The sequence below is a fragment of the Blattabacterium cuenoti genome (assembly GCF_014252455.1).
Taxonomy (GTDB): domain Bacteria; phylum Bacteroidota; class Bacteroidia; order Flavobacteriales; family Blattabacteriaceae; genus Blattabacterium; species Blattabacterium cuenoti_R.
The window spans coordinates 15,452-36,247 of the sequence record NZ_CP060245.1; the positions used below are offsets into that span (position 1 = coordinate 15,452).

The 20,796-nt window shown below is 20.1% G+C and carries 17 protein-coding genes and 3 tRNA genes; 14 read left to right on the plus strand and 6 right to left on the minus strand.

Going from position 1 to position 20,796, the window contains the following annotated elements:
* Positions 1–14: 14 nt before the first annotated feature.
* On the minus strand, positions 15–1,052 hold the full coding sequence (locus H0H56_RS00065) for a rod shape-determining protein (protein WP_185873856.1): 1,038 nt from the start codon (positions 1,050–1,052) through the stop codon (positions 15–17).
* Between the two features lie 82 nt (positions 1,053–1,134).
* Between H0H56_RS00065 and folK the strand changes: the two genes are divergently transcribed.
* From folK to H0H56_RS00095, 6 genes are all read left to right on the plus strand, one after another.
* Positions 1,135–1,644 carry a 2-amino-4-hydroxy-6-hydroxymethyldihydropteridine diphosphokinase gene (gene folK / locus H0H56_RS00070; protein WP_185873857.1) on the plus strand — a complete coding sequence of 170 codons (510 nt, stop codon included), beginning with the start codon at positions 1,135–1,137 and terminating at the stop codon, positions 1,642–1,644.
* 36 nt (positions 1,645–1,680) lie between these two features.
* On the plus strand, positions 1,681–3,864 hold the full coding sequence (locus H0H56_RS00075; protein WP_238858473.1) for a putative LPS assembly protein LptD: 2,184 nt from the start codon (positions 1,681–1,683) through the stop codon (positions 3,862–3,864).
* 8 nt (positions 3,865–3,872) lie between these two features.
* A complete protein-coding gene (locus H0H56_RS00080) occupies positions 3,873–4,262 on the plus strand; it encodes a Rid family detoxifying hydrolase (protein ID WP_185873859.1) in 390 nt (129 codons plus the stop codon).
* Between the two features lie 15 nt (positions 4,263–4,277).
* Positions 4,278–5,957, plus strand: coding sequence for an OstA-like protein (locus tag H0H56_RS00085; protein WP_185873860.1), 1,680 nt, complete (start codon positions 4,278–4,280; stop codon positions 5,955–5,957).
* Positions 5,958–6,811: 854 nt separating this feature from the next.
* Positions 6,812–7,453 carry a tRNA pseudouridine(38-40) synthase TruA gene (gene truA / locus H0H56_RS00090; RefSeq protein WP_394798895.1) on the plus strand — a complete coding sequence of 214 codons (642 nt, stop codon included), beginning with the start codon at positions 6,812–6,814 and terminating at the stop codon, positions 7,451–7,453.
* A 97-nt stretch (positions 7,454–7,550) separates the two neighbouring features.
* Positions 7,551–9,269, plus strand: coding sequence for an ABC transporter ATP-binding protein (locus H0H56_RS00095; RefSeq protein ID WP_185873861.1), 1,719 nt, complete (start codon positions 7,551–7,553; stop codon positions 9,267–9,269).
* Between the two features lie 12 nt (positions 9,270–9,281).
* On the opposite strand, the gene H0H56_RS00100 is transcribed toward H0H56_RS00095, so the two are convergent.
* Entirely contained in the window at positions 9,282–10,523 is a 1,242-nt protein-coding gene (locus H0H56_RS00100; protein ID WP_185873862.1) for a peptidylprolyl isomerase, read from the minus strand.
* A 28-nt stretch (positions 10,524–10,551) separates the two neighbouring features.
* Here H0H56_RS00100 and lptB point away from each other — a divergent pair, with 28 nt between their 5' ends.
* Both lptB and H0H56_RS00110 read left to right on the plus strand, forming a co-directional pair.
* Positions 10,552–11,295 (plus strand): LPS export ABC transporter ATP-binding protein, encoded by a 744-nt coding sequence (lptB, locus tag H0H56_RS00105; RefSeq protein WP_185873863.1) that lies wholly within the window; start codon positions 10,552–10,554, stop codon positions 11,293–11,295.
* Positions 11,292–11,930 (plus strand): thiamine diphosphokinase, encoded by a 639-nt coding sequence (locus H0H56_RS00110; RefSeq protein WP_185873864.1) that lies wholly within the window; start codon positions 11,292–11,294, stop codon positions 11,928–11,930. The genes lptB and H0H56_RS00110 overlap by 4 nt, the downstream gene beginning before the upstream one ends.
* Before the next feature lie 5 nt (positions 11,931–11,935).
* On the opposite strand, the gene H0H56_RS00115 is transcribed toward H0H56_RS00110, so the two are convergent.
* Together H0H56_RS00115 and mdh are read right to left on the minus strand one after the other, a co-directional pair.
* Complete coding sequence (locus H0H56_RS00115; RefSeq protein WP_185873865.1) at positions 11,936–12,469, minus strand: NAD(P)H-dependent oxidoreductase; 534 nt, start codon at positions 12,467–12,469, stop codon at positions 11,936–11,938.
* A 17-nt stretch (positions 12,470–12,486) separates the two neighbouring features.
* Entirely contained in the window at positions 12,487–13,419 is a 933-nt protein-coding gene (mdh, locus tag H0H56_RS00120) for a malate dehydrogenase (RefSeq protein WP_185873866.1), read from the minus strand.
* A gap of 125 nt (positions 13,420–13,544) precedes the next feature.
* Between mdh and gcvP the strand changes: the two genes are divergently transcribed.
* Positions 13,545–16,439 carry an aminomethyl-transferring glycine dehydrogenase gene (gene gcvP / locus H0H56_RS00125; RefSeq protein ID WP_185874098.1) on the plus strand — a complete coding sequence of 965 codons (2,895 nt, stop codon included), beginning with the start codon at positions 13,545–13,547 and terminating at the stop codon, positions 16,437–16,439.
* Here gcvP and tsaD read toward each other — a convergent pair.
* Complete coding sequence (gene tsaD, locus H0H56_RS00130; RefSeq protein ID WP_185873867.1) at positions 16,436–17,467, minus strand: tRNA (adenosine(37)-N6)-threonylcarbamoyltransferase complex transferase subunit TsaD; 1,032 nt, start codon at positions 17,465–17,467, stop codon at positions 16,436–16,438. The two genes, gcvP and tsaD, sit on opposite strands and share 4 nt — an antisense overlap.
* Before the next feature lie 166 nt (positions 17,468–17,633).
* Between tsaD and H0H56_RS00135 the strand changes: the two genes are divergently transcribed.
* The 5 genes from H0H56_RS00135 (at position 17,634) to H0H56_RS00155 (ending at position 20,051) form a co-directional block, all read left to right on the plus strand.
* Positions 17,634–18,140 carry an Lrp/AsnC family transcriptional regulator gene (locus H0H56_RS00135; protein WP_185873868.1) on the plus strand — a complete coding sequence of 169 codons (507 nt, stop codon included), beginning with the start codon at positions 17,634–17,636 and terminating at the stop codon, positions 18,138–18,140.
* Positions 18,141–18,669: 529 nt separating this feature from the next.
* Positions 18,670–19,746 carry an HDIG domain-containing metalloprotein gene (locus tag H0H56_RS00140; protein WP_238858474.1) on the plus strand — a complete coding sequence of 359 codons (1,077 nt, stop codon included), beginning with the start codon at positions 18,670–18,672 and terminating at the stop codon, positions 19,744–19,746.
* A 44-nt stretch (positions 19,747–19,790) separates the two neighbouring features.
* Positions 19,791–19,876: transfer RNA gene (locus tag H0H56_RS00145), tRNA-Ser, on the plus strand.
* An 18-nt stretch (positions 19,877–19,894) separates the two neighbouring features.
* Positions 19,895–19,969, plus strand: a tRNA-Pro gene (locus H0H56_RS00150).
* A gap of 8 nt (positions 19,970–19,977) precedes the next feature.
* Positions 19,978–20,051 (plus strand) — tRNA-Arg (locus H0H56_RS00155).
* On the opposite strand, the gene H0H56_RS00160 is transcribed toward H0H56_RS00155, so the two are convergent.
* Positions 20,049–20,732: an ATP-dependent Clp protease proteolytic subunit gene (locus tag H0H56_RS00160; RefSeq protein WP_185873869.1), complete on the minus strand. Its 684-nt coding sequence runs from the start codon at positions 20,730–20,732 to the stop codon at positions 20,049–20,051. The genes H0H56_RS00155 and H0H56_RS00160 overlap by 3 nt on opposite strands.
* Positions 20,733–20,796 lie beyond the last annotated feature (64 nt).

A 20,796-nucleotide genomic window follows, 5' to 3' on the forward strand; every position in this document is an offset into this window, starting at 1 on the left:
ATTAATTATATCCCCTATTTCATTAAAAATGTAAATTTATCAATATTCTGCAATGCTACTCCTGTTCCTTTTACTACTGCCCTTAAAGGATCTTCTACTAAAGTAACAGATAAACCAGTTTTTTTAGAAATACGTTTATCTAATCCTCTTAAAAGAGACCCTCCACCAGCCATATAAATACCAGTTTTGTAGATATCTGCAGCTAATTCTGGTGGTGTTCTAGATAGTGTTTCCATTACGGCATCTTCAATACGTAAAATTGATTTATCTAAAGCAGGAATTGTTTCTTTATAAGAAATATTCATTTCTTTAGGTTTCCCAGTTGGTAGATCTCGCCCTTGTATATGAATATCAACTGGTGGGTTTTCAATAAATTCCATCGCTGCACCAATATCTATTTTAATTTTTTCTGCAGTTCTTTCTCCTATATATAAATTATATTTAGACCTTAAAAAATAAGAAATATCATTAGTAAAAACATCTCCGGCTATTTTAATAGATTTTTGACAAACAATACCGCCTAAAGCTATTACTCCGCATTCTGTTGTCCCTCCCCCAATATCAATAATCATATTCCCTTCTGCTTTAGTAACGGAGATCCCAGATCCTATAGCTGCAGCCATTGGTTCTTCAATTAAATAAACTTCTTTTGCATTTAAATGTTGTGCAGAATCTTTAACTGCTCTTTTTTCTACTTCTGTAATTCCAGATGGAATACATATTACCATAGTTAAAGATGGAGTAAAAAATTTTTTATTTATTCCTGGAATTTTTTTAATAAATTCTCTGATCATGAGTTCAGCTACTTGATAATCTGCAATTACTCCATCTTTTAATGGTTTATATATTTTAATATTCTCATGTGTTTTTCCTTGCATTTGTTTAGCTTCTTCTCCTACAGCTAATACTTTTTTAGTTCTTATATCTATGGCAATTATTGAAGGTAAATCTACAATAACTTTATTTTTATACATAATAAGAGTATTAGCTGTTCCTAAATCTATAGCTATTTCTTGAGTAAAAAGATTCTTCATAAATTCAACGAATCCCATGAATATTTTTTTTATTCAATTTAAAAATATTTTTCTAAACCTTAAAAATATTCTATATTTTTAAAAAAAAAATTTTACTTATTTGAAACAACATAATGTTTTTTTATTATTAGGAAGTAATAAAACAAATAGAAAAAAATATTTAAATAAATCTTTAATTTTAATTTCTAAAATAATAGGTAAAATAATTAAAAAATCTTCAGTTTTTAAAACTTCTCCATGGAATATGAAAAAAAATACGCCTTATTTTTATAATATAGTATTGCATATAGAAACTTTTTATTCTCCTATGGAAGTTTTAAAAAAAATTTTTAAAATAGAATTTATAATAAGTAAAAAAATATCCAATAAAAATTTTAAAAAAAATAAAGAATATAAAAATAGAAAAATTGATATAGATATTTTATTTTATGATCATATTATTATTTATAGTTCTATTTTAATTATTCCTCATCCTTTTTTACATTTTAGAAGATTTGTTTTAGAACCAATGTGTGAAATTATGCCTAATAAATATCATCCTGTATTTCATATAACTATATTAGAACTATTAGGAGTTTGTATAGATAAATTAAAAGTAAAAAAAATATAATAATAAATTTATATTTATTTAAAATTTTTAAAAAATTTGTTAAATTTTATTAAAATTTTATTTTTTTTATATTCTGTGTTTATTTATTCTATAGAAATAGAAAAAAATAAAAATATAATTCCTTTTCAAAAATTTAATTTTGAACAAAATTGGAATCAAAATAATAGTATTAAGTATCGTTCTAATACACAAGAACATGATATAGAAAAAGGTAAATCTTATTTAAATGGAAATGTTTTAATAGAATATTTTGATACAAAAATAGAAGCAGATCGTGTAGAATTTAATTGGAAAACTGGAGATATATATGCTATAGAAAAAAAAGGGAATTTAATTATTAAAAAAAATGGAAATATATATTCTACTTCTAGTAAATTTCATATCAATTTATATAATAAAAAATTGAATATTAAAAATGTTTTTATAAAAGAAAAAGATCATGTAATTATAGCTAATAAAATAAAAAAAGAAGCTGATTATAGTTTCATGAAAAAAATAATCTATACATCTGATCCACTTTTTATAAAAAAAAAAGATATATATCCTGATTTTTATTTAAAAATAAAATATTTAAAATTTTTTAATAAAAAAAAATTTATTATTACTGGCCCTGTATCATTTTTTTTATATAAAGTTCCAATGCCTATTATTTTTCCATTTATCTATATTCCTATAAAAAATCATAAAAATAATATTTTTTCTTATGGAGTAACTTACCCAAAAATAGGTTTTGAAAATAAAAAAATATATGTAAAAAATATAGGTTTTTTTTCTTCTATTTATAATTATTTTAATTTTTTTATATCTAATGATATAGATAATAAAAAATGTAAATTAAAAACAGAAATAGAATATCAATTAAAAAATACCAATCATGGAGGATCCATTCATCTTAATCATCAATATTTTTTTAATCAAAAAATTAATGATGAATTAAAATGGATTCATAACTATAATAATAATTTTTTATCTTATCAAATTGAATTTCATTCGGATATGAATTCTTTTAAAAAAATTAATATTTTTAATTTTAATATAAAAAATCAATTATATGATTTTTTTTTATTAGATATGAATACTTTTTTTTTAAAAAAAAATAAAGAAATTCAATTAAAAATTCCTAAATTTTATTGTTCTATACAAAAAAAACCTTTTTTAAATTCTAAAAATATTTTTTTTCATCCATTAATTTTAAATTATCAATTTTTTTTCTATAATCCTAATGATGAATTTTTTTATGAAGTGAAAAAAAATTGTAAAAATAAAATTAATAATTATTTTTCAATGGAAACTTCTTTTCCATTTTTTACTTATTTAAAAATTGTACCTAAAATTAATTATAAAGGTATTTATCCATTGGATGAATCATTTCATTATTATCAAACAATAGATCAATCTACTAATTTTATATTTTCTTCTATAATTGGATATTTAAATAAAATTAATTTTTTTTCATTAAAACATCAAATAGATCCTATATTTTCTTTAAATTTTAAAAAAGATTTTTCTTTTAATAGAAATTTACTTGAAAAAAAAATTAATTTTATAATTAATAATTATTTATCTGTTAAAAAAAATAATAAAAAAATAAAAATATTAAATTTTTTTCAAATAAATACTTCTTTTTTTATTAAAAAAAATTATTTAAAATGGGAAAAAATATATTTTATAGGAAATACAGATTTTACTAAAAATTTTGGCATTAATTATGAAGGATATTTTTCTAAATTTTATTTAGAAAAAATAATTAATCCAATTAATTATAATTTTAATTTTTCACTTTTTTATAATTTAAAAAATGAAATAAATTTTTTTAATAAAAAGAATCAATATAAAAAAAAAGGAGAAAATCGTTATGAATATTTTTTATTTGATAAAAATAATTATGCACAATATTCTATTCCAATTCATTCAAAATTTGAAATATATTCAAATTATGAGAAATTTTTTAACAAAAAACAATCATTAAATACCTTTTTTAGTTTAAATACTTCAATAAATTTAACAAAATATTGGAATATAGAAGTATATACTGATTATGATTTAATAAAACATAAAATAATTTATACTAATTTTCATTTTTATAGAGATTTAAGAAGTTTTCAAATGAATTTTTATTGGACTCCTATAGGAAAAAATCGTTTTTTTTCTTTTTTTATTGGAATTAAAGATCCAAATTTGAATCAAATTTTTCATTTTTCAAAAATGAATCATTATTAATTATAAATATGAATAATATTAAAAAATTATCAATAAAAAAACTTTCTTCTTTTGGTTCATATAGTACATGTGTATGGATAAAAAATTTTTTATTCATTTCTGGACAAATTGCTATAGATCCAATAAATGGAAAATTAATTTCTGAAAATATCAAAATAGAAACAGAAAGAGTTATGAAAAATATATATATTATTCTTTTAGAAATGGGAATTAATTTTAAAAATGTAATAAAAACTTCTTTATTTATAAAAAATATGGAAGATTATCCTATCATTAATTCTGTTTATTCAAAATTTTTTTATAAAAATCATTATCCAGCTAGAGAAACCATACAAGTTAATGGATTACCAAAAAATGCAAATATAGAAATTTCCTTAATTGCATATAAAGAAAATTAATTTTTTTTCAAAAAAATGAATTTAAAATATTATTTTTTATTATTATTTACTTTTTTTTTCTTTCATATAGGATATTCTAATAATAAAAAAATTATAAAACTTATTCATGCAGATATTATACAAAAAAAAGAACAAGGTAATAATAATTTATTATTTTTAATAGGTAATGTTCATTTAATATATAATAATGGATATCATCTTTTTTGTGATAAAGTTATTTATGATAAAATAAATAATCAATTTTATGGATATGGAAATGTTTTATTTACAATAAATCAAAATAAAATTTTTTCTCAAAAAATAGAGTATAATCCAAATATAGAAAGTATACAATTTTCAGAAAAAGTTACATTATTTAATAATAATTTAAAATTAAAAGCTCATATTATTAATTTTAATTTAAAAAAACAATTATTTCAAGCAATAAAAAATGTAGTAATTTTTTTTAAAAAAATGAAATTATCATTATATACTTCTATTTTAGAATACGATTTTAAATTAAAAAAATTTTTTTTTAAAAAAAAAAACTTAATACAATATAAAAACTTAACGATATATAGTCAAGAAGGATCTTTTTTTCCTAAAAAAAAAAAAGTTATCTTAAAATATAAGATTAAATTAATCAATAATAATTATATAGTATATACTAACCATATAGAATATTTATTATCTTTAGAAAAGATTAATTTTTATAGTCCTACTGTTATAATAAATAATCAACAATTAAATAATTTTTTTTATTTTAAAATAGGTTCATTTTTTCTAAAAAAAAATATTTTTATATCTACCAAAAATTGTAGTATTCATTATGATGGAATCGTATTAAAAGGAGAATCTTTCTTTTTTAATAATAAAAAAAAACTTTTTATTTTAAAAAAAATATTTTTAGAATATTTACCAAATGGATATTTAATAGGAGATTATGGTATTTTAGATTTACATAATGGTTTAATTAATTTGAAAAAAAACATTATGATTAAAAATAAAAAAAATTCCTTTTTTATTCATTCTGATAATTTACAAATATATTTTAAAAATTATGATCCATTTTTAATAAAAATTTTTCCTATTAAAAGTTTTTTTTTTCAAAAAAATGTTCAAATTAAAAGTGATTTTTTAATATATAATAAATATAATAATTCTATATCTTTTTTTGGAAATCCTATTTTTTGGATAAATAATCAACAATTAACTGGAGAAAAAATTAATATTAATATTAATAAAAATTTCAATTTCAATTCATTAAAAATTATAAAAAAAGCTTTTTATATACAAAAAATAAATTCAAAAGAATTTAATCAAATACAAGGAGATAGTATGTTAGCTTGTTTTGATAAAAAAAATATTTTCTTTAAAATATTTTTTATAGGGAACGTCCAAAGTATTATTTTTCCTTATTATAAACAAAAAAAATTAATTAATAAATCTTTTTGCGAAAAAATATCAATAGATATAAAAGAAAATTTTCAAATAAATAATGTTTTTTTAGAAAAAGTAAAATCAGAACTTTTTATTCAAAAAACAAATATTATTGATAATAATATCTTTTTTCTTCCAAATTTTTTATGGAAAGAAAAAAATAAACATGAAAATCAAAAATATATTTTGTATCAAAAAATAAAAAAATTCAAAATAGAAAATCTTTTAGAACAAAAAGAAATTAAAAATTTAATATCAAACTCAAGTAAATACTAATACAATAAGCAAAAAATAATTATTATTATGTAATAAATAGAAAAATTTATATTTTATATTTGTATTTTATGTAAATTTATTAAAGAATATAAAAAAAAAATAAATAAGAAAAATATTTACATAATGGTTGATGGAGAATTGATAATACACAAGTGTAATTGTGTCAATATTTATATATAAAATATCAGAAGATAATACTACATTCATTAATTTAATAAATTACTGAGAGACAAAAAATATATAAATAAAAAAAGAGTAAACATTATTTCATATTTTTTTTACTTTCTTTAATAAAATTTAATTAACTAAAAGTTTATCTATAATAAAATTGTCTAATCATTCTTTAAAAAAACATTAATGATTTTATATAAAATAAAAAAAGAATTTGATAGAAGAATTTGCAATAATTATAGTATTATTTCTGAATAATAGAAAAAGATATGTGTAAGGAGGGAAATAATGACAATTAATGGTTTTATGATCGAATTATGATTTTTTTTTTATAAAAAAATTCCAGGAGATTTAACTAATCCTGTTTGTATAATGTCAATAGACATTACTGTAATATTATTAATTGATTTATTCTTAATAAAAATTTATATAAAAAAAAATTATTTATACAAAATAATCAAATATATTCATGATAATAATAGCCCTTTATCATGAAGATAAAACCCAAAAAGTTTTATTTTTTTTTTCTCAAAAAAAAAGATTAATTTTTTTTAGTTTTTTATAATAAAAAATCATTATGTATTACTCCTCCATTAATTATTACAATAACAGAGATTAAACAAAAATGTTCTATTATTTAGAATTTTAAATTAAAAAAATAATTTTTTAAAATTACAATATTATTGAGATTTTTTATTGAATTAGCTTATAATGGAAAATATTATCATGGATGGCAAATACAAAAAGGAAATAGTTCTTCTGTAGAAGAAAAATTAGAATATTGTTTATCTAAATTATTAAAAACATCTATAAATGTAGTAGGAGCAGGAAGAACAGATACTGGTGTTCATGCTAAACAAATGTTTGCTCATTTTGATTTTGAACAACAAATTAATAAAAATTTAATACATAAATTAAATATTTTTTTACCAAATTCCATTCATGTCTTAAATATTTTTCCCGTTAAAAAACATATTCATGCTCGATTTCATGCAATTAAACGTATTTATAAATATTATTTAACATGTGAAAAAAATCCATTTTTTCAAGATTTTTCTTGGTTTTGTTATTATCCATTAGATATTAAAAAAATGACTCAAGCTTCTAAATTTTTAACAAAATATAAAGATTTTAGTTTTTTTTGTAAAAAAAAAAATAAAACTAATAATAATATATGTACAATATATTATGTCAATTGGTTTAAATATAATAATTATCTTTGTTTTACTATTGAAGCTAATAGATTTTTAAGATCTATGGTAAGATCTATTATAGGATCATTAATTGATGTAGGGAGAAAAAAATCAGTATCAATCAATTTATAAAAATTTTAGAATTTAAAAATAAGGACTATGTTAGTCCAATAGCCCCTTCTTTTGGTTTATTTTTAACAAAAATTATTTATTCAGAAGACATTTTTTTATGAAAAAAAAAAAATCTTCCTTAAAAAAACTTTTAAAAATTAGTTTTCATTATAAATTAATTTTATTTTCTACAATAAGTATTTCTCTATTAATTTCTTTTATATCAGCTTACCGTCCTAAATTAATACAAAAAGCAATAGATGTTCATATTATTTATAAAGATTTTTTTGGATTAAAAAATATTTTAATATGGATTTTTTTTCTTCTTTTTTTGGAAAGTATATTTCATTTTTTTTTATTATATTTTTCCAATATTTTAGCTCAAAATGTTATTGAAAAAATAAGAATTTTATTATTTAATAAATTATTATATTTTAAAACTTCTTTTTTTCATAAAATTCCAATAGGAAAATTAGTCTCTTATTCAGTATCTGATATTGAAACTGTTACTGTTATATTTAATGATGGCATATTACTAATATCTGGTGATATTTTAAGAATCATGATGATTATTATTATGATGTATACTGTCCATAAAAAACTCTCTATAATTGTTTTTTTTACTATTCCTTTTATGTTTTTTATTACTCGTTTTTTTCAAAAAATATTAAAAAAAACTTTTCATGAAGAACGTATACAAACGTCTTTTTTAAATAGTTTTTTACAAGAAAAAATTATAGGAATGCTTATTATTCAATTATTTCATAAAGAAAAAGAAGAATATTTAAAATTTAAATCTATTAATCAAAAATTGATGAATGCACATTTTCAAACTATTTTTTATTTTTCTATTTTTTTTCCTATAATTGAATTAATTTCTGCCGCAACCATAAGTATTGTTATATTATATGGTGGAATTCATGCTATTGAAAAAGAAAATGTAAAACCAGGGCAAATTATTGCTTTTATTTTTTTTATTTATCTTCTTTTTCGTCCTATTCGTCAGATAGCAGATAGATTTAATATTATACAAAAAGGATTAGCTGGAATAGAACGTATTTTTTCTATATTAGATTCGAAAGAAATTATTTTAGATAAAGGAAAAATTAAAATAAAAAAATTTAAAGGACATCTTATTTTTAATAAAGTTTATTTCTCCTATTTTAATAAAAAAATGGTTTTAAATGGAATTTCATTTGAAATTAATCCTGGGGAAAAAATAGCTATAGTAGGATCTACAGGCTCTGGTAAATCAACTATTACACATTTAATTTCTAGATTATATGAAATAAAAAAAGGAAATATTTTTATTGATGGGTATAAAATTCAAGATATTAAATTAAAAAATTTAAGATCTCATATAAGAGTAATAACACAAGATCCTTTTTTATTTAATGATTCTATTATTAACAATATAACTTTAGGAGATCCTTCAATTAGTATAGAAAAAATACAAAAGATGGCAAAAAAAATAGGTATTCATAATTTAATTAATTCTTTTCCTCATGGATATCAATATGTAGTAAAAGAAAGAGGTGAAATTTTATCCCTTGGAGAAAAACAATTAATAGCTTTTTTAAGAGTACAAATGCATCCTTATTCTATGTTAATTTTAGATGAAGCTACTACTTCTTTAAATAAAAAGTTAGAAAAATTAATTTATCATGCTACAGAGATTTTAACAAAAAATAAAACTTCTATTATTATTACTCATCGTTTATCTACATTACAAAATGCGGATAAAATATTTGTTATTAAAAATGGAAATATTGTAGAAAAAGGGTTACATCAAGAACTTATTCAATTAAATGGATATTATGCAGGTTTATATAAATAAAAATCATTAAAATCATTTATCTATTATCGAATTATCTATTTTAAAAAAAGTTTTTTTTAATTGAATTTTTACCCAATTTTTTATTATTTCTTGTTGTTTCATTTTATTTGCATATTCTTTTAAAATTGAATAATCTTTTTCAAATGAAAAAGGATGACCAGGAATACATTTTAATAATTTTACAATAAAAAAAACGTTTTTACCATCAATTATTTCTTGATAAGGAATAGATATTTCTCCATTTTTTAAATTATTTAATGCTTTTTTCATTTTTTTTGATATATTTTTTTCATTGAATAAAATATTATTAAAAATAAAAACATCTACTATTTTTGAAGTATAATTTTTCTTTTGTAAAGAAAAATTATTTTTTAATAATTTTTTTTTTAGATAATATGCAAAATTTTTTATTTTAATTAACTCTTCTTCTGTATATTTATTTTTAATTAAAATATGTTTAATATCTCTTTTATTTTCATTTATTTTTTCTAAAAAAACTAAATGAAAACCTAAATTTGTTTCAAAAGGATCAGATATTTGTTTTTCTTTTAAAGAAAAAACTATATTTTCAAATTTTTTATCTAAAGAATTTTTTTTAATTCCTTTAATAATCCCACCTTTTAATGCAGTATTTAAATCTTCAGAAAATAAAATAGCTTTTGTAGAAAAATCACTACTAGTATGTATTTCTTTTTTTATTTTTTTTAAAAAATTTAAAATATTTTTTTTATTTTTCAAATTTATTTTTGGATATAATTTTATATAAGAAATATAAATTTGTTTAGGACTAATAGGTCGTTCTTCCTTTTTTTTATGATTTATAAAATATTTTACCTCTTCAGGAGAAAGATCAATAGTTTCCATTATTTTTTTATAAAATTTTTCTATATAATAATTATTTTTAATATCCTCAGTTAATTTTTCTAAAAATTCTTTAAAATATAAATTATTTTTTTTATTTGTATTATTAAATTGATCTTTAATATTAAAAATTATATTTTCTATTTTTAATTCTAATTCTTTTTTATCTATGTTAGGATCTTTTTTTTCATATAATAATATTAATTTATTAGTTAATAAATTTTTTATTGCTTGTTGAAAAGACATATTTTGATGATTATATAAATAAGATTTAACTTCTGAATCTAAAATAATTTCATTATCTATAATTGCAGAAATTCCTCCTATTCTTTCTAAAGAAAAAGAAAAAGAAAGAAAAAATAATAATATTATTAAATAAAATTTATTAAACATAATATTAAATTTAATATAATAATTTTAAATGACTTTAATTACTCAAAATATATATAAAAAATATAAAAAAAAATATATAATAAAGAATATCTCTATTTTTTTAAAAAAAGGTGAGATAGTAGGTTTAATTGGGCCTAATGGAGCTGGAAAAACTACATTATTTTATATTATTGTAGGAATTATACGACCAGATACAGGAAAAATTATTGTTAATGAGGAAAATATAACAAATTATCCAATTTATAAACGTTCTCAAAAAGGAATTGGATATTTATCACAAGAGCCATCTATATTTAGAAATTTATCTGTAGAAGAAAATATCTTATGTATATTAGAAATGAAAAAATATTCTTATAAAGAAAGAAAAAAAAAGACAGAAGAATTACTTGAAGAATTTGGATTACAACATATACGAAAATCTTTAGGATATCTTTTATCTGGTGGAGAACGTAGACGGATAGAAATTGCTAGATGTTTATCTATCAATCCTACATTTATACTTTTAGATGAACCTTTTTCTGGAATTGATCCAATATCTATGGAAGAATTACAAAAAATTATTTTTCTTTTAAAAAAAAAAAATATTGGAATATTAATTACTGATCATAATGTTAAAGAAACATTTATGATAACTGATCGTCTTTATTTAATATTTGAAGGAAAAATATTAAAAAATGGAACTTCTAAAGAATTACTACAAGATCCTATAGTAAGGAAAGTTTATTTAGGAAATCAATTAATGAAAAATTATAAAATAAAAACTACTGAATGAATCATCGTTTTAAAGGTCCAGAAATAGGTTTATTTTTAAATGGAGACCCCCCTAATCTATATTCAGTTTATTCTAAAAAAAAATATTTTTTAAATAAAAAAATATTTGCTGTAGATGGAGCTTTTTATTATTTACAAAAAATGGGATTAAAAGTAGATTATATCAGTGGAGATTTTGATTCTTTTTTTAAAAAAAATATTCCTTTAGGTTATTATTTATTTGAAACTTTAGATCAAAAATATACAGATTTTGATAAAGCTTTAAAAATAATATATAATAAAGGTTTTTTTAATGTAAATGTTTGGGGTGGTAGTGGAAAAGAACAAGATCATTTTTTAGGTAATTTATCTACAGCATTAAAATATAAAAAAAAATTATCTATTATTTTTCATGATCATTATCATTATTATTTTTTTTCTGATAAAAAAAACATTTTTTATCAGAAAAAAAATAAAATAATTTCTCTTTTTCCATTTACAAAAGTAGAAGGACTTTATACTCATGGATTAAAGTATCCAATACATAATGGTATATTACAAATAGGAAAATGCATAGGTATTAGAAATAAAATAATGAAAAATAAAATAAAAATTAATTATAAAAAAGGAGAATTATTAATATTTATAGAAAAATAAAAAATTTATTTAATCCATTGATTTATTTTATAAATCATTTTATCTGTATATTGATTTAAATTATCATTTTTTTTTATAGAAGAAATAGAGATATGTACATATCCATGATAAATCATATGGAACAGATAAGCTGTTTGTTGTATTGGTCGTAAAAATTCATCTATAGTAAAATTATTCTTTTTTCCAGCATGAAAAGATTTTTTATCAGATCCAGTTGTAATAGAGACCAATAAATGTTTCCCATATAAAATTTTATTATTATCATAATATAATTTAGTTAAAACTTGATCTTTCCACTCTTTTAATAAAGAAGGATAACTATACCAATATAATGGAAATTGAAAAACAATACAATTTATCTTGAAAAGAATATTAATTTCTTCCTCTATTTTTATTTTAAAATTAGGATAAATATTATATAATTTTCTTATAATAATATTATTATTATATTTATTTTTAATATTTTTTACAATTTTTTTATTTAAAATTGATTTTTCTATATTAGGATGAGCTACTAAAAATAAAATATTTTTTGTCATACTACATCATTGTTATACTAAAAATTAAAATTATGTAATTTTTTTATCATATTTTTTACATAATTAGCTGATTCTTTTAAAAGATTCATCTCTTCTATATTTAATTTTAATTCTAATATTTTTTCTACTCCATTTTTTCCTAAAATAATTGGTACTCCTAAATATAAATTATACAAATTATATTCTCCATTTAAAAAAACAGAACAAGATAAAATTTTTTTAGAATTATGCAATATAGATTCCACCATTTCTAATACTGAGGCACTAGGAGCCATCCATGCTGATATTCCCAATAAATTTACAATTTGTTCTCCTCCTTTTTTAGTTTTTTCAATAATTTTTTGATTTTTTTCTTTTGATAAAAATTCCATCAAAGGAATTCCTGATATTGTAGTATATCTATATAAAGGAATCATCGTATCTCCATGTCCTCCTAATAATACAGTTTGTATATCTGTATGAGAACAATTTAATTCTTTAGATAAAAAAAAACGATATCTAGAAGTATCTAATATTCCTGCCATTCCAATTATACGAGATGAATCTATTTTTGCGGTTAAATAACTAACATAAGCCATTATATCTAATGGATTTGAAACAATAATTATTTTAGCTTTTGGTGAAAAAAAAATAGATTTTTTAGTGACAAAATTTATAATTTTTGCGTTATGATTTAATAAATCATCTCTACTCATTCCTGGTTTTCTAGGAATACCACAAGTAATAATAATAATTTCAGAATTTTTAGTTTTAGAATAATCATTATTAGATCCAATAACTTGAGTATTAGATCTAATAATCGGTAACATTTGAGATATATCTAAACTTTTTCCTTCAGATAATTTTTCTCTAATATCTAATAATACAATTTTTTTAACAATATTTTTTTGGGCTAATAAACTAGCACATGAAGTCCCAACATTCCCTGCTCCAATAATAGTAACTTTCATTTTTTTGGATATTATTTCAATAAATGTATGAATTTTTTTTACGAGATTCTTTAAATTACTTAAAATAATATTTATCTACCTTTGTAAAAAAAAAAGTAATAAAAACATAATTTTTATTTTTTATGATGAATAATAATTTTATTCTAAAAAAATTTTATTATAGACATATAGGTCCTTCTAATACAGACATTAAAAAAATGTTAAAAGTATTAAAATGTAAGTCTATAAAAAATTTAATTCATCAAACCATTCCAAAAGAAATTTTTTTGAAAAAAAAATTAAATATTCCTTATTCTATTTCTGAATATCAATATTTAAATCATATTTATAAAATTAGTAAAAAAAATAAAATTTATCGTTCTTATATAGGATTAGGATATAAAAATACAATTACTCCATCTGTTATTCAAAGAAATATTTTAGAAAATCCTAATTGGTATACCCCTTATACTCCTTATCAATCTGAAATATCTCAAGGACGTTTAGAAGCTTTAATGAATTTTCAAACTATGATTTCAGATCTTACTAAAATGAAAATTAGTAATGCATCTATGTTAGATGAAGGAACTGCTACAGCTGATGCTATGTTTATGATTTATAAAGAAAAATTTCAAAATAAAAAAATAAAAAATAATTCTTATTTTTTTGTTTCAAATAAAATTTTTCCACAAACTTTAGCAATTTTAAAAACTAGATGTAATGGTTTAGGGATTAATTTAATTCAAGATTTTCATGAAAACTTATGCGATAAAAAATATAAAAATAAAAAAATATTTGGTTTATTACTCCCATACCCTTCCTCTTTAGGAGAAATTTATGATTATCATGAAATTATCCAATTTGCAAAAAAAAAAGATATATCTATAATAATATCTACTGATTTATTATCACTTACTTTATTAAAACCTCCTGGAGAATTTGGAGCAGATGTAGTAATTGGATCTACACAATCTTTTGGAATTCCTATGGGATATGGTGGCCCTCATGCTGCTTTTTTTTCTACTCATGAAAAATACAAACGTTTTATTCCAGGAAGAATTATTGGAGAAACTATCGATAAAAATCATCATAAAGCTTTTCGAATGGCTTTACAAACTAGAGAACAACATATAAAAAGAGAAAAAGCAACTTCCAATATTTGTACATCACAAGTATTACCCGCTATTATGGCTTCTATGTATGCTTTATATCATGGGCCAAAAGGGTTATCCCTTATTGCTCATAATATTCATAAATATACTAAAAAATTAGAATATAAATTGATATCTATTATGGGTAATAATAGTATTACTCAAGTAAATATTTTTTATTTTGATACACTTTACATTAAAATAAATAAAAAAAATAATTTTTCTTTAAAAGATTTAAAAAAAGTAGCTGAATATAAAAAAACTAATTTTAGATATATTGACAATCATCATATGACTATTACCTTAGATGAAACTACTAATGTAAAAGATATCAATCATATTGTTTCTATATTCAATAAATTCAAAAAAAAAAATCAATTTTTTAAATATAAAAAAAAGAACACATCAAGAATTCCTAATTCTTTAAAAAGAAAATCTAATTTTTTAAAAAATTCCATATTCCATAAATATCATTCAGAAAATGAATTAATTCGTTATATGAAAAGATTAGAAAAAAAAGATCTTTCATTAAATCATTCTATGATTCCATTAGGATCATGTACTATGAAATTAAATGCATCTACAGAATTACTTTCTTTAAGTCAATATGAATGGAGAAATATTCATCCTTTTGCCCCTATAAAACAAACTAAAGGATACCAATTAATTTTTAAAAAATTAAAAAAATATTTAAAAGAAATTACTGGATTATATGGAGTTTCATTACAACCTAATTCTGGAGCTCAAGGAGAATATGCGGGACTGATGGTAATCAAAGCTTTTCATAATTCTTTACACGAAAAAAAAAGAAATATAGCTTTAATTCCTTCTTCTTCTCATGGAACTAATCCTGCCTCTGCTATGATGGCTGGAATGAAAGTAATTTTAATTAAAAATAAAAAAAATGGAACTATTGATAAAAATGATTTATTAGAAAAAGTAAAAGTAAATCAAGACTTTTTATCTGTACTTATGCTTACTTATCCTTCTACATATGGGATATTTGAATCAAATATTAAAGATATTACAGATATTATTCATAAATATGGAGGACAAGTTTATATGGATGGAGCTAATATGAATGCACAAATTGGATTAATTAAACCAGCATGTTTAGGTATCGATGTATGTCATTTAAATCTTCATAAAACTTTTTCTATCCCTCATGGAGGAGGAGGGCCAGGAATGGGCCCTATTTGTGTTGCTTCACATTTATATCCTTTTCTTCCAAATCATCCTTTTCATAAAAAAAAAGGAGAAAATTCTCAAACAACATTAACGATCTCTTCTGCCCCATATGGATCTCCTTTAATTTTAACTATTCCTTATGCTTATATTCGTCTTTTAGGTCCAGATGGATTAAAAAAATGTACAGAAATATCCATATTAAATGCAAATTATATAAAGGAAAAAATTAAAAATTTTTATAAAATATTATATATAGGAAAAAACAATAAAGTAGCACATGAACTTATTATTGATTGTAGAATGTATAAATCTATAGGAATAGACGTTCTAGATATAGCAAAAAGAATGATGGATTATGGATATCATGCTCCTACAATTTCTTTTCCTGTAGTAGGATGTATGATGATAGAACCTACAGAAAGTGAATCTAAAGAAGAATTAGATCGTTTTATTGATACACTGATTAATATCAGAAAAGAAATAGATGAAATAAAAAAAGGGAAATATAATACAACAAATAATGTTTTCAAAAATGCACCACATAGTTTAGAATTATTAACTAATAATGATTGGACTTATCCATATAATAGAGAAAAAGCGGCATATCCATTAAATTGGGTAAAAAAAAGAAAATTTTGGCCATCTGTTAATCGAATTAATGATAGTTATGGAGATAGAAATCTCATTTGTTCTTGTACTTAAAATTTTTTAAATTTTGAATACGAAGTAACATCTATAGTAGAAAATAAATGCTGTTTATATTTTAATAAACCTGCTATTGCTATCATAGCTCCATTATCTGTTGTATATTTTTTTTTTAATAAAAAAATTTCCCATTTTTTATTCTTCTTTTTTTGAAGTAAAAAAAGTCGTCTAATTTCATTATTTGCAGAAACTCCTCCAGCTAAAACTATTCTAAATATTTTAGTTTTTAAAGTAGCTTTTTTTATTTTTTCTAAAAGAATTTCTGCAATAATTTTTTGTACAGAAGCACATAAATCTGATAAATTTTTTTTTATAAAAAAAGAATCTTTTTTTGTTTCATTTTTTATAAACTGAATTACTTGACTTTTAAATCCACTAAAACTAAAATTTAATCCATTTACTAATGGTTTGGAAAAAATAAATTTTTGTGAATTTCCATTTTTAGAAAAAAAATCTAATATAGGACCTCCTGGATAAGAAAAACCAAATATTCTCGCTATTTTATCTAAAGTTTCTCCTACAGGATTATCTAAAGTAGATCCTAATATTTTCATTTTAAAAAAATCATCTACTAAAATAATTTGAGTATGACCTCCACTAATCATTAAACATAAAAAAGGAAATTTTGGAATTTTATTATTAATATTAGCATCATTTATAAAATGTGTAAGTATATGTGCTCGAATATGATTAACAGATATAAGAGGAATTTTTAATCCTATTGAAAATGATTTTGCAAAAGATGCTCCTATTAATAATGATCCTATTAACCCTGGTCCTAAAGTAAAAGATACAGCATCAATTTGATATTTATTAATTTTAGATACTACAATAGCTTTATTTACAGCAAAATAAATATTTTTATCATGATATCTAGCAGCTAATTCTGGAACTACTCCTCCATATTTTTTATGAATTTTTTGATGTAAAATTATATTAGATAATACTTTTGTATTTCTAATGATAGAAACAGCTGTATCATCACAAGATGTTTCTATCCCTAGAATAATAAGTTTTTTTTTCAAAAAAATTAATTTTATTTAATAATATTAAAAAATATTATAAATTTTTTATATAAAAAAATTTAAAATATAGATTGAAAGAGAAGTAAATATATCTTAAAAGGAAAGTTTTGTATCTTAATATTTTTAATACCTTTATTATATACAAAAAAAATAAAAATATATAACAATGATTTTAAGATATCATACAGATGAAATAGACAATACTATTGTAAAAAAACTGAATTTAAATGCTAGAATTCCATATACTGAAATTAGTAAACAAATCAGTAAAGAAATTAAACCATTATCGGTTGGGACTGTTCATGTAAGAGTTAAAAAATTAGAAGAATATGGAATTATAAAAGGAAGTACCTTAATTATTGGTTATGAATCATTAGGTTTTCATTTAATTGCTTTTGTAGGAATATTATCTGATTCACGTGAATCTCAATTAGTAAAAGAAGAATTAAAAAAAATTCCAAATATTGTACAATTATATATTACTTCCGGGAAGTATAATCTTTTTTGTAGAATTATTGCTAAAGATCCTTCAGATGCTAGAAATGTCATATCTAGAATAGGAAAAATAAAAGGAGTGTTAAGAACAGAATCTACTATTTGTTTAGAAGAAAGTATTAATGATGAAAATAGATTACTTTCTAATATTTTAAAAAAACACACATCTACTTCTTAAAGTAGAAAAAATATTATTATGAGATAATTATCTCTTTAAATTCAACTATTTTTAAATCATTTTATCCTTTCAAAAAAATTGTCTAGTTTCAATTTTTTATTGGAATGGTCAAATTTTATACATATAAAAATATGTATATATAAGATTTTAGTTTTAATTATTACTATCTTATTCTTAACTATTTTTTTCCTAAAAAATATATTTTTAAATATAAATTTTATAAGGAAAAAATTTGGTTTTATATAGATCTATTTTTTCCATTTGATTTTATTTTTTTAAAAAAAAATTAATCTATTTTATTAGATAAAATAAAATTTAAAAAAAATATGAAAATAAAATATGGAATAAAAAAAAATTATGGTTTAATTTTATGATATTTAATAATATTAAGTATTATCTTTTTTTTCTTGAATAAGATATTTAAAAATCATAAAAAAATTAATTTTTTAATAATTAATATATTATTAATTTCATTAATTACGATAATTATTTTAAATTATCATTATAAAATATTATATTTAATTCCTTATTGTGTCCTTCCTATAAGTTAAGTATTCGTGCTTTTTTTAATTTTCATTTAAGTTTTATTATATATATTATTATTATTTTATTGCTATCATGTATTATTCCTAATAATTTTGAATTTATTATTATTCAAATTGTTACAGGTTTTTTAGTTTTATTAATTAATAAAAATATTTATAAAATGTCTAGTTTATTATTTATTTCTTTAATTAAAATTCCTGTAATTTATACAATTACTTTTTGCTCTATTACTTTAATATTTAAAGGATCATTAGAAAATATTTCTTTATATAATTTTTATTTATTTTTTTTAAATGGGATATTAACTTTATTTATTCACCCATTAATTTTTATTTTTGAAAAATTATTTAATATTACTTCAGATATTTCTTTATTAGAACTATCTGATCCAAATACTCCTATATTAAGATTATTATCAAAAAAAGCTCCAGGAACTTTACAACATGTTTTAACTGTATCTAATATGGCGGAGGAAGCAGCAATTTCTATTGGAGCAAATTCTTTATTAGTTAGAATAGGGGCTATTTATCATGATATAGGAAAAATTAAAAATTCTATTTTTTTTATAGAAAATCAACATAATTTATTTAATCCTCATGAAAATATTAGTCCTAAAGAAAGTGCTAAAATTATTTTAGAACATGTTTCTATTGGTGTTCAATTAGCAAAAAAATATGATCTTCCTAATACTATTATGGATTTTATACGTACGCATCATGGAAATAGTCTTATTTATTATTTTTACAAAAAACAAAAAAAACAATGTCCTAATATGAGAATAGATAAAAAATTTTTTAAATATTCTGGACCAAAACCTTTTTCTAAAGAAACTGCCATTGTAATGATATGTGATTCTGTAGAAGCAGCATCAAAAAGTATAAAAAATCCATCTCATACAAATTTAAAAAAATTAGTAGAAAAAATTATTAATAATAAAAAAAATGAAAATCAATTTTCTAATGCAAATATTACTTTAAAAGAAATAGAAAAAATTAAAAAAGTTCTTCAAAAAAAATTAATTACTCTTTATCATACTCCTAGTATTCAATGTCCTAAATAATTTGTTTATTTAATATATCTATTTTAGATTTGTAATCAATTTTTGGAGAATTGCCGGAGTGGTTAACGGAACAGTTTGCTAAACTGTCGGTATAAAATATACTGCGTGGGTTCGAATCCCACATTCTCCGTTAGTTATAAAAAAAATACGGGGTATAGCGTAGTTTGGTTATCGCGCCTGGTTTGGGACCAGGAGATCGTAGGTTCAAATCCTGCTACCCCGATTATTTTAGATCACGTAGCTCAAATGGATAGAGCAACTGCCTTCTAAGCAGTAGGTTACAGGTTCGAATCCTGTCGTGATTATTTTTTAATTGTTTTTGATGTTAAAACTTCATCAATCATTCCATATTTTTTAGCCTCTTCGGATGTCATCCAATAATCTCTATCAGAATCTTTTTCTATTTTTTCAATAGGAGATCCAGAATGTATAGATAGAATTTCATATAATTCTCGTTTTAATTTTAAAATTTCACGTACAGTAATTTCTATATCTGAAGCTTGTCCATGAGTCCCTCCTATAGGTTGATGAATCATAATTCTAGAATGTTTTAATCCAGATCTTTTATTTTTAACGCCTGAACAAAGTAAAACAGCTGCCATAGAAGCGGCTATTCCTGTACAAATAGTAGCGACATCTGGTTCTATAATTTGCATAGTGTCATATATTCCTAAACCTGCATGTACATCTCCTCCTGGACAATTAATATAAATTTGTATATCTTTGGAAGAATCTACTGATTGTAAAAATAATAATTGTGCCTGAACTATATTAGCAACTTGATCCTCTATCGGAGTTCCTAAAAAAATTACACGATCCATCATTAAACGAGAAAATACATCCATTTGAGCTACGTTTAATTTTCGCTCTTCTACAATATAAGGAGTCATTAATTTAATATAATGATCAATCAATAAACTATTAATTTTTTGATCTTTAATAGCAAATTTTATAAATTCTTCTGAATTTTTTTTAAAATAATTCATTTATATTTTTTTCATCAAATTTAATAAATACTATCTATATAGATACTATAACATAAATTTTTTA

Bases quoted from the DNA above. Each gene is read 5' to 3' on its own strand.
- H0H56_RS00100 (WP_185873862.1), bottom strand. From the start codon at position 10,523: ATGTTTAATAAATTTTATTTAATAATATTATTATTTTTTCTTTCTTTT.
- H0H56_RS00135 (WP_185873868.1), top strand. From the start codon at position 17,634: ATGATTTTAAGATATCATACAGATGAAATAGACAATACTATTGTAAAA.
- H0H56_RS00110 (WP_185873864.1), top strand. From the start codon at position 11,292: ATGAATCATCGTTTTAAAGGTCCAGAAATAGGTTTATTTTTAAATGGA.
- H0H56_RS00065 (WP_185873856.1), bottom strand. From the start codon at position 1,052: ATGGGATTCGTTGAATTTATGAAGAATCTTTTTACTCAAGAAATAGCT.
- lptB (WP_185873863.1), top strand. From the start codon at position 10,552: ATGACTTTAATTACTCAAAATATATATAAAAAATATAAAAAAAAATAT.
- H0H56_RS00080 (WP_185873859.1), top strand. From the start codon at position 3,873: ATGAATAATATTAAAAAATTATCAATAAAAAAACTTTCTTCTTTTGGT.
- mdh (WP_185873866.1), bottom strand. From the start codon at position 13,419: ATGAAAGTTACTATTATTGGAGCAGGGAATGTTGGGACTTCATGTGCT.
- gcvP (WP_185874098.1), top strand. From the start codon at position 13,545: ATGAATAATAATTTTATTCTAAAAAAATTTTATTATAGACATATAGGT.
- H0H56_RS00115 (WP_185873865.1), bottom strand. From the start codon at position 12,469: ATGACAAAAAATATTTTATTTTTAGTAGCTCATCCTAATATAGAAAAA.
- H0H56_RS00095 (WP_185873861.1), top strand. From the start codon at position 7,551: ATGAAAAAAAAAAAATCTTCCTTAAAAAAACTTTTAAAAATTAGTTTT.
- H0H56_RS00085 (WP_185873860.1), top strand. From the start codon at position 4,278: ATGAATTTAAAATATTATTTTTTATTATTATTTACTTTTTTTTTCTTT.
- H0H56_RS00160 (WP_185873869.1), bottom strand. From the start codon at position 20,732: ATGAATTATTTTAAAAAAAATTCAGAAGAATTTATAAAATTTGCTATT.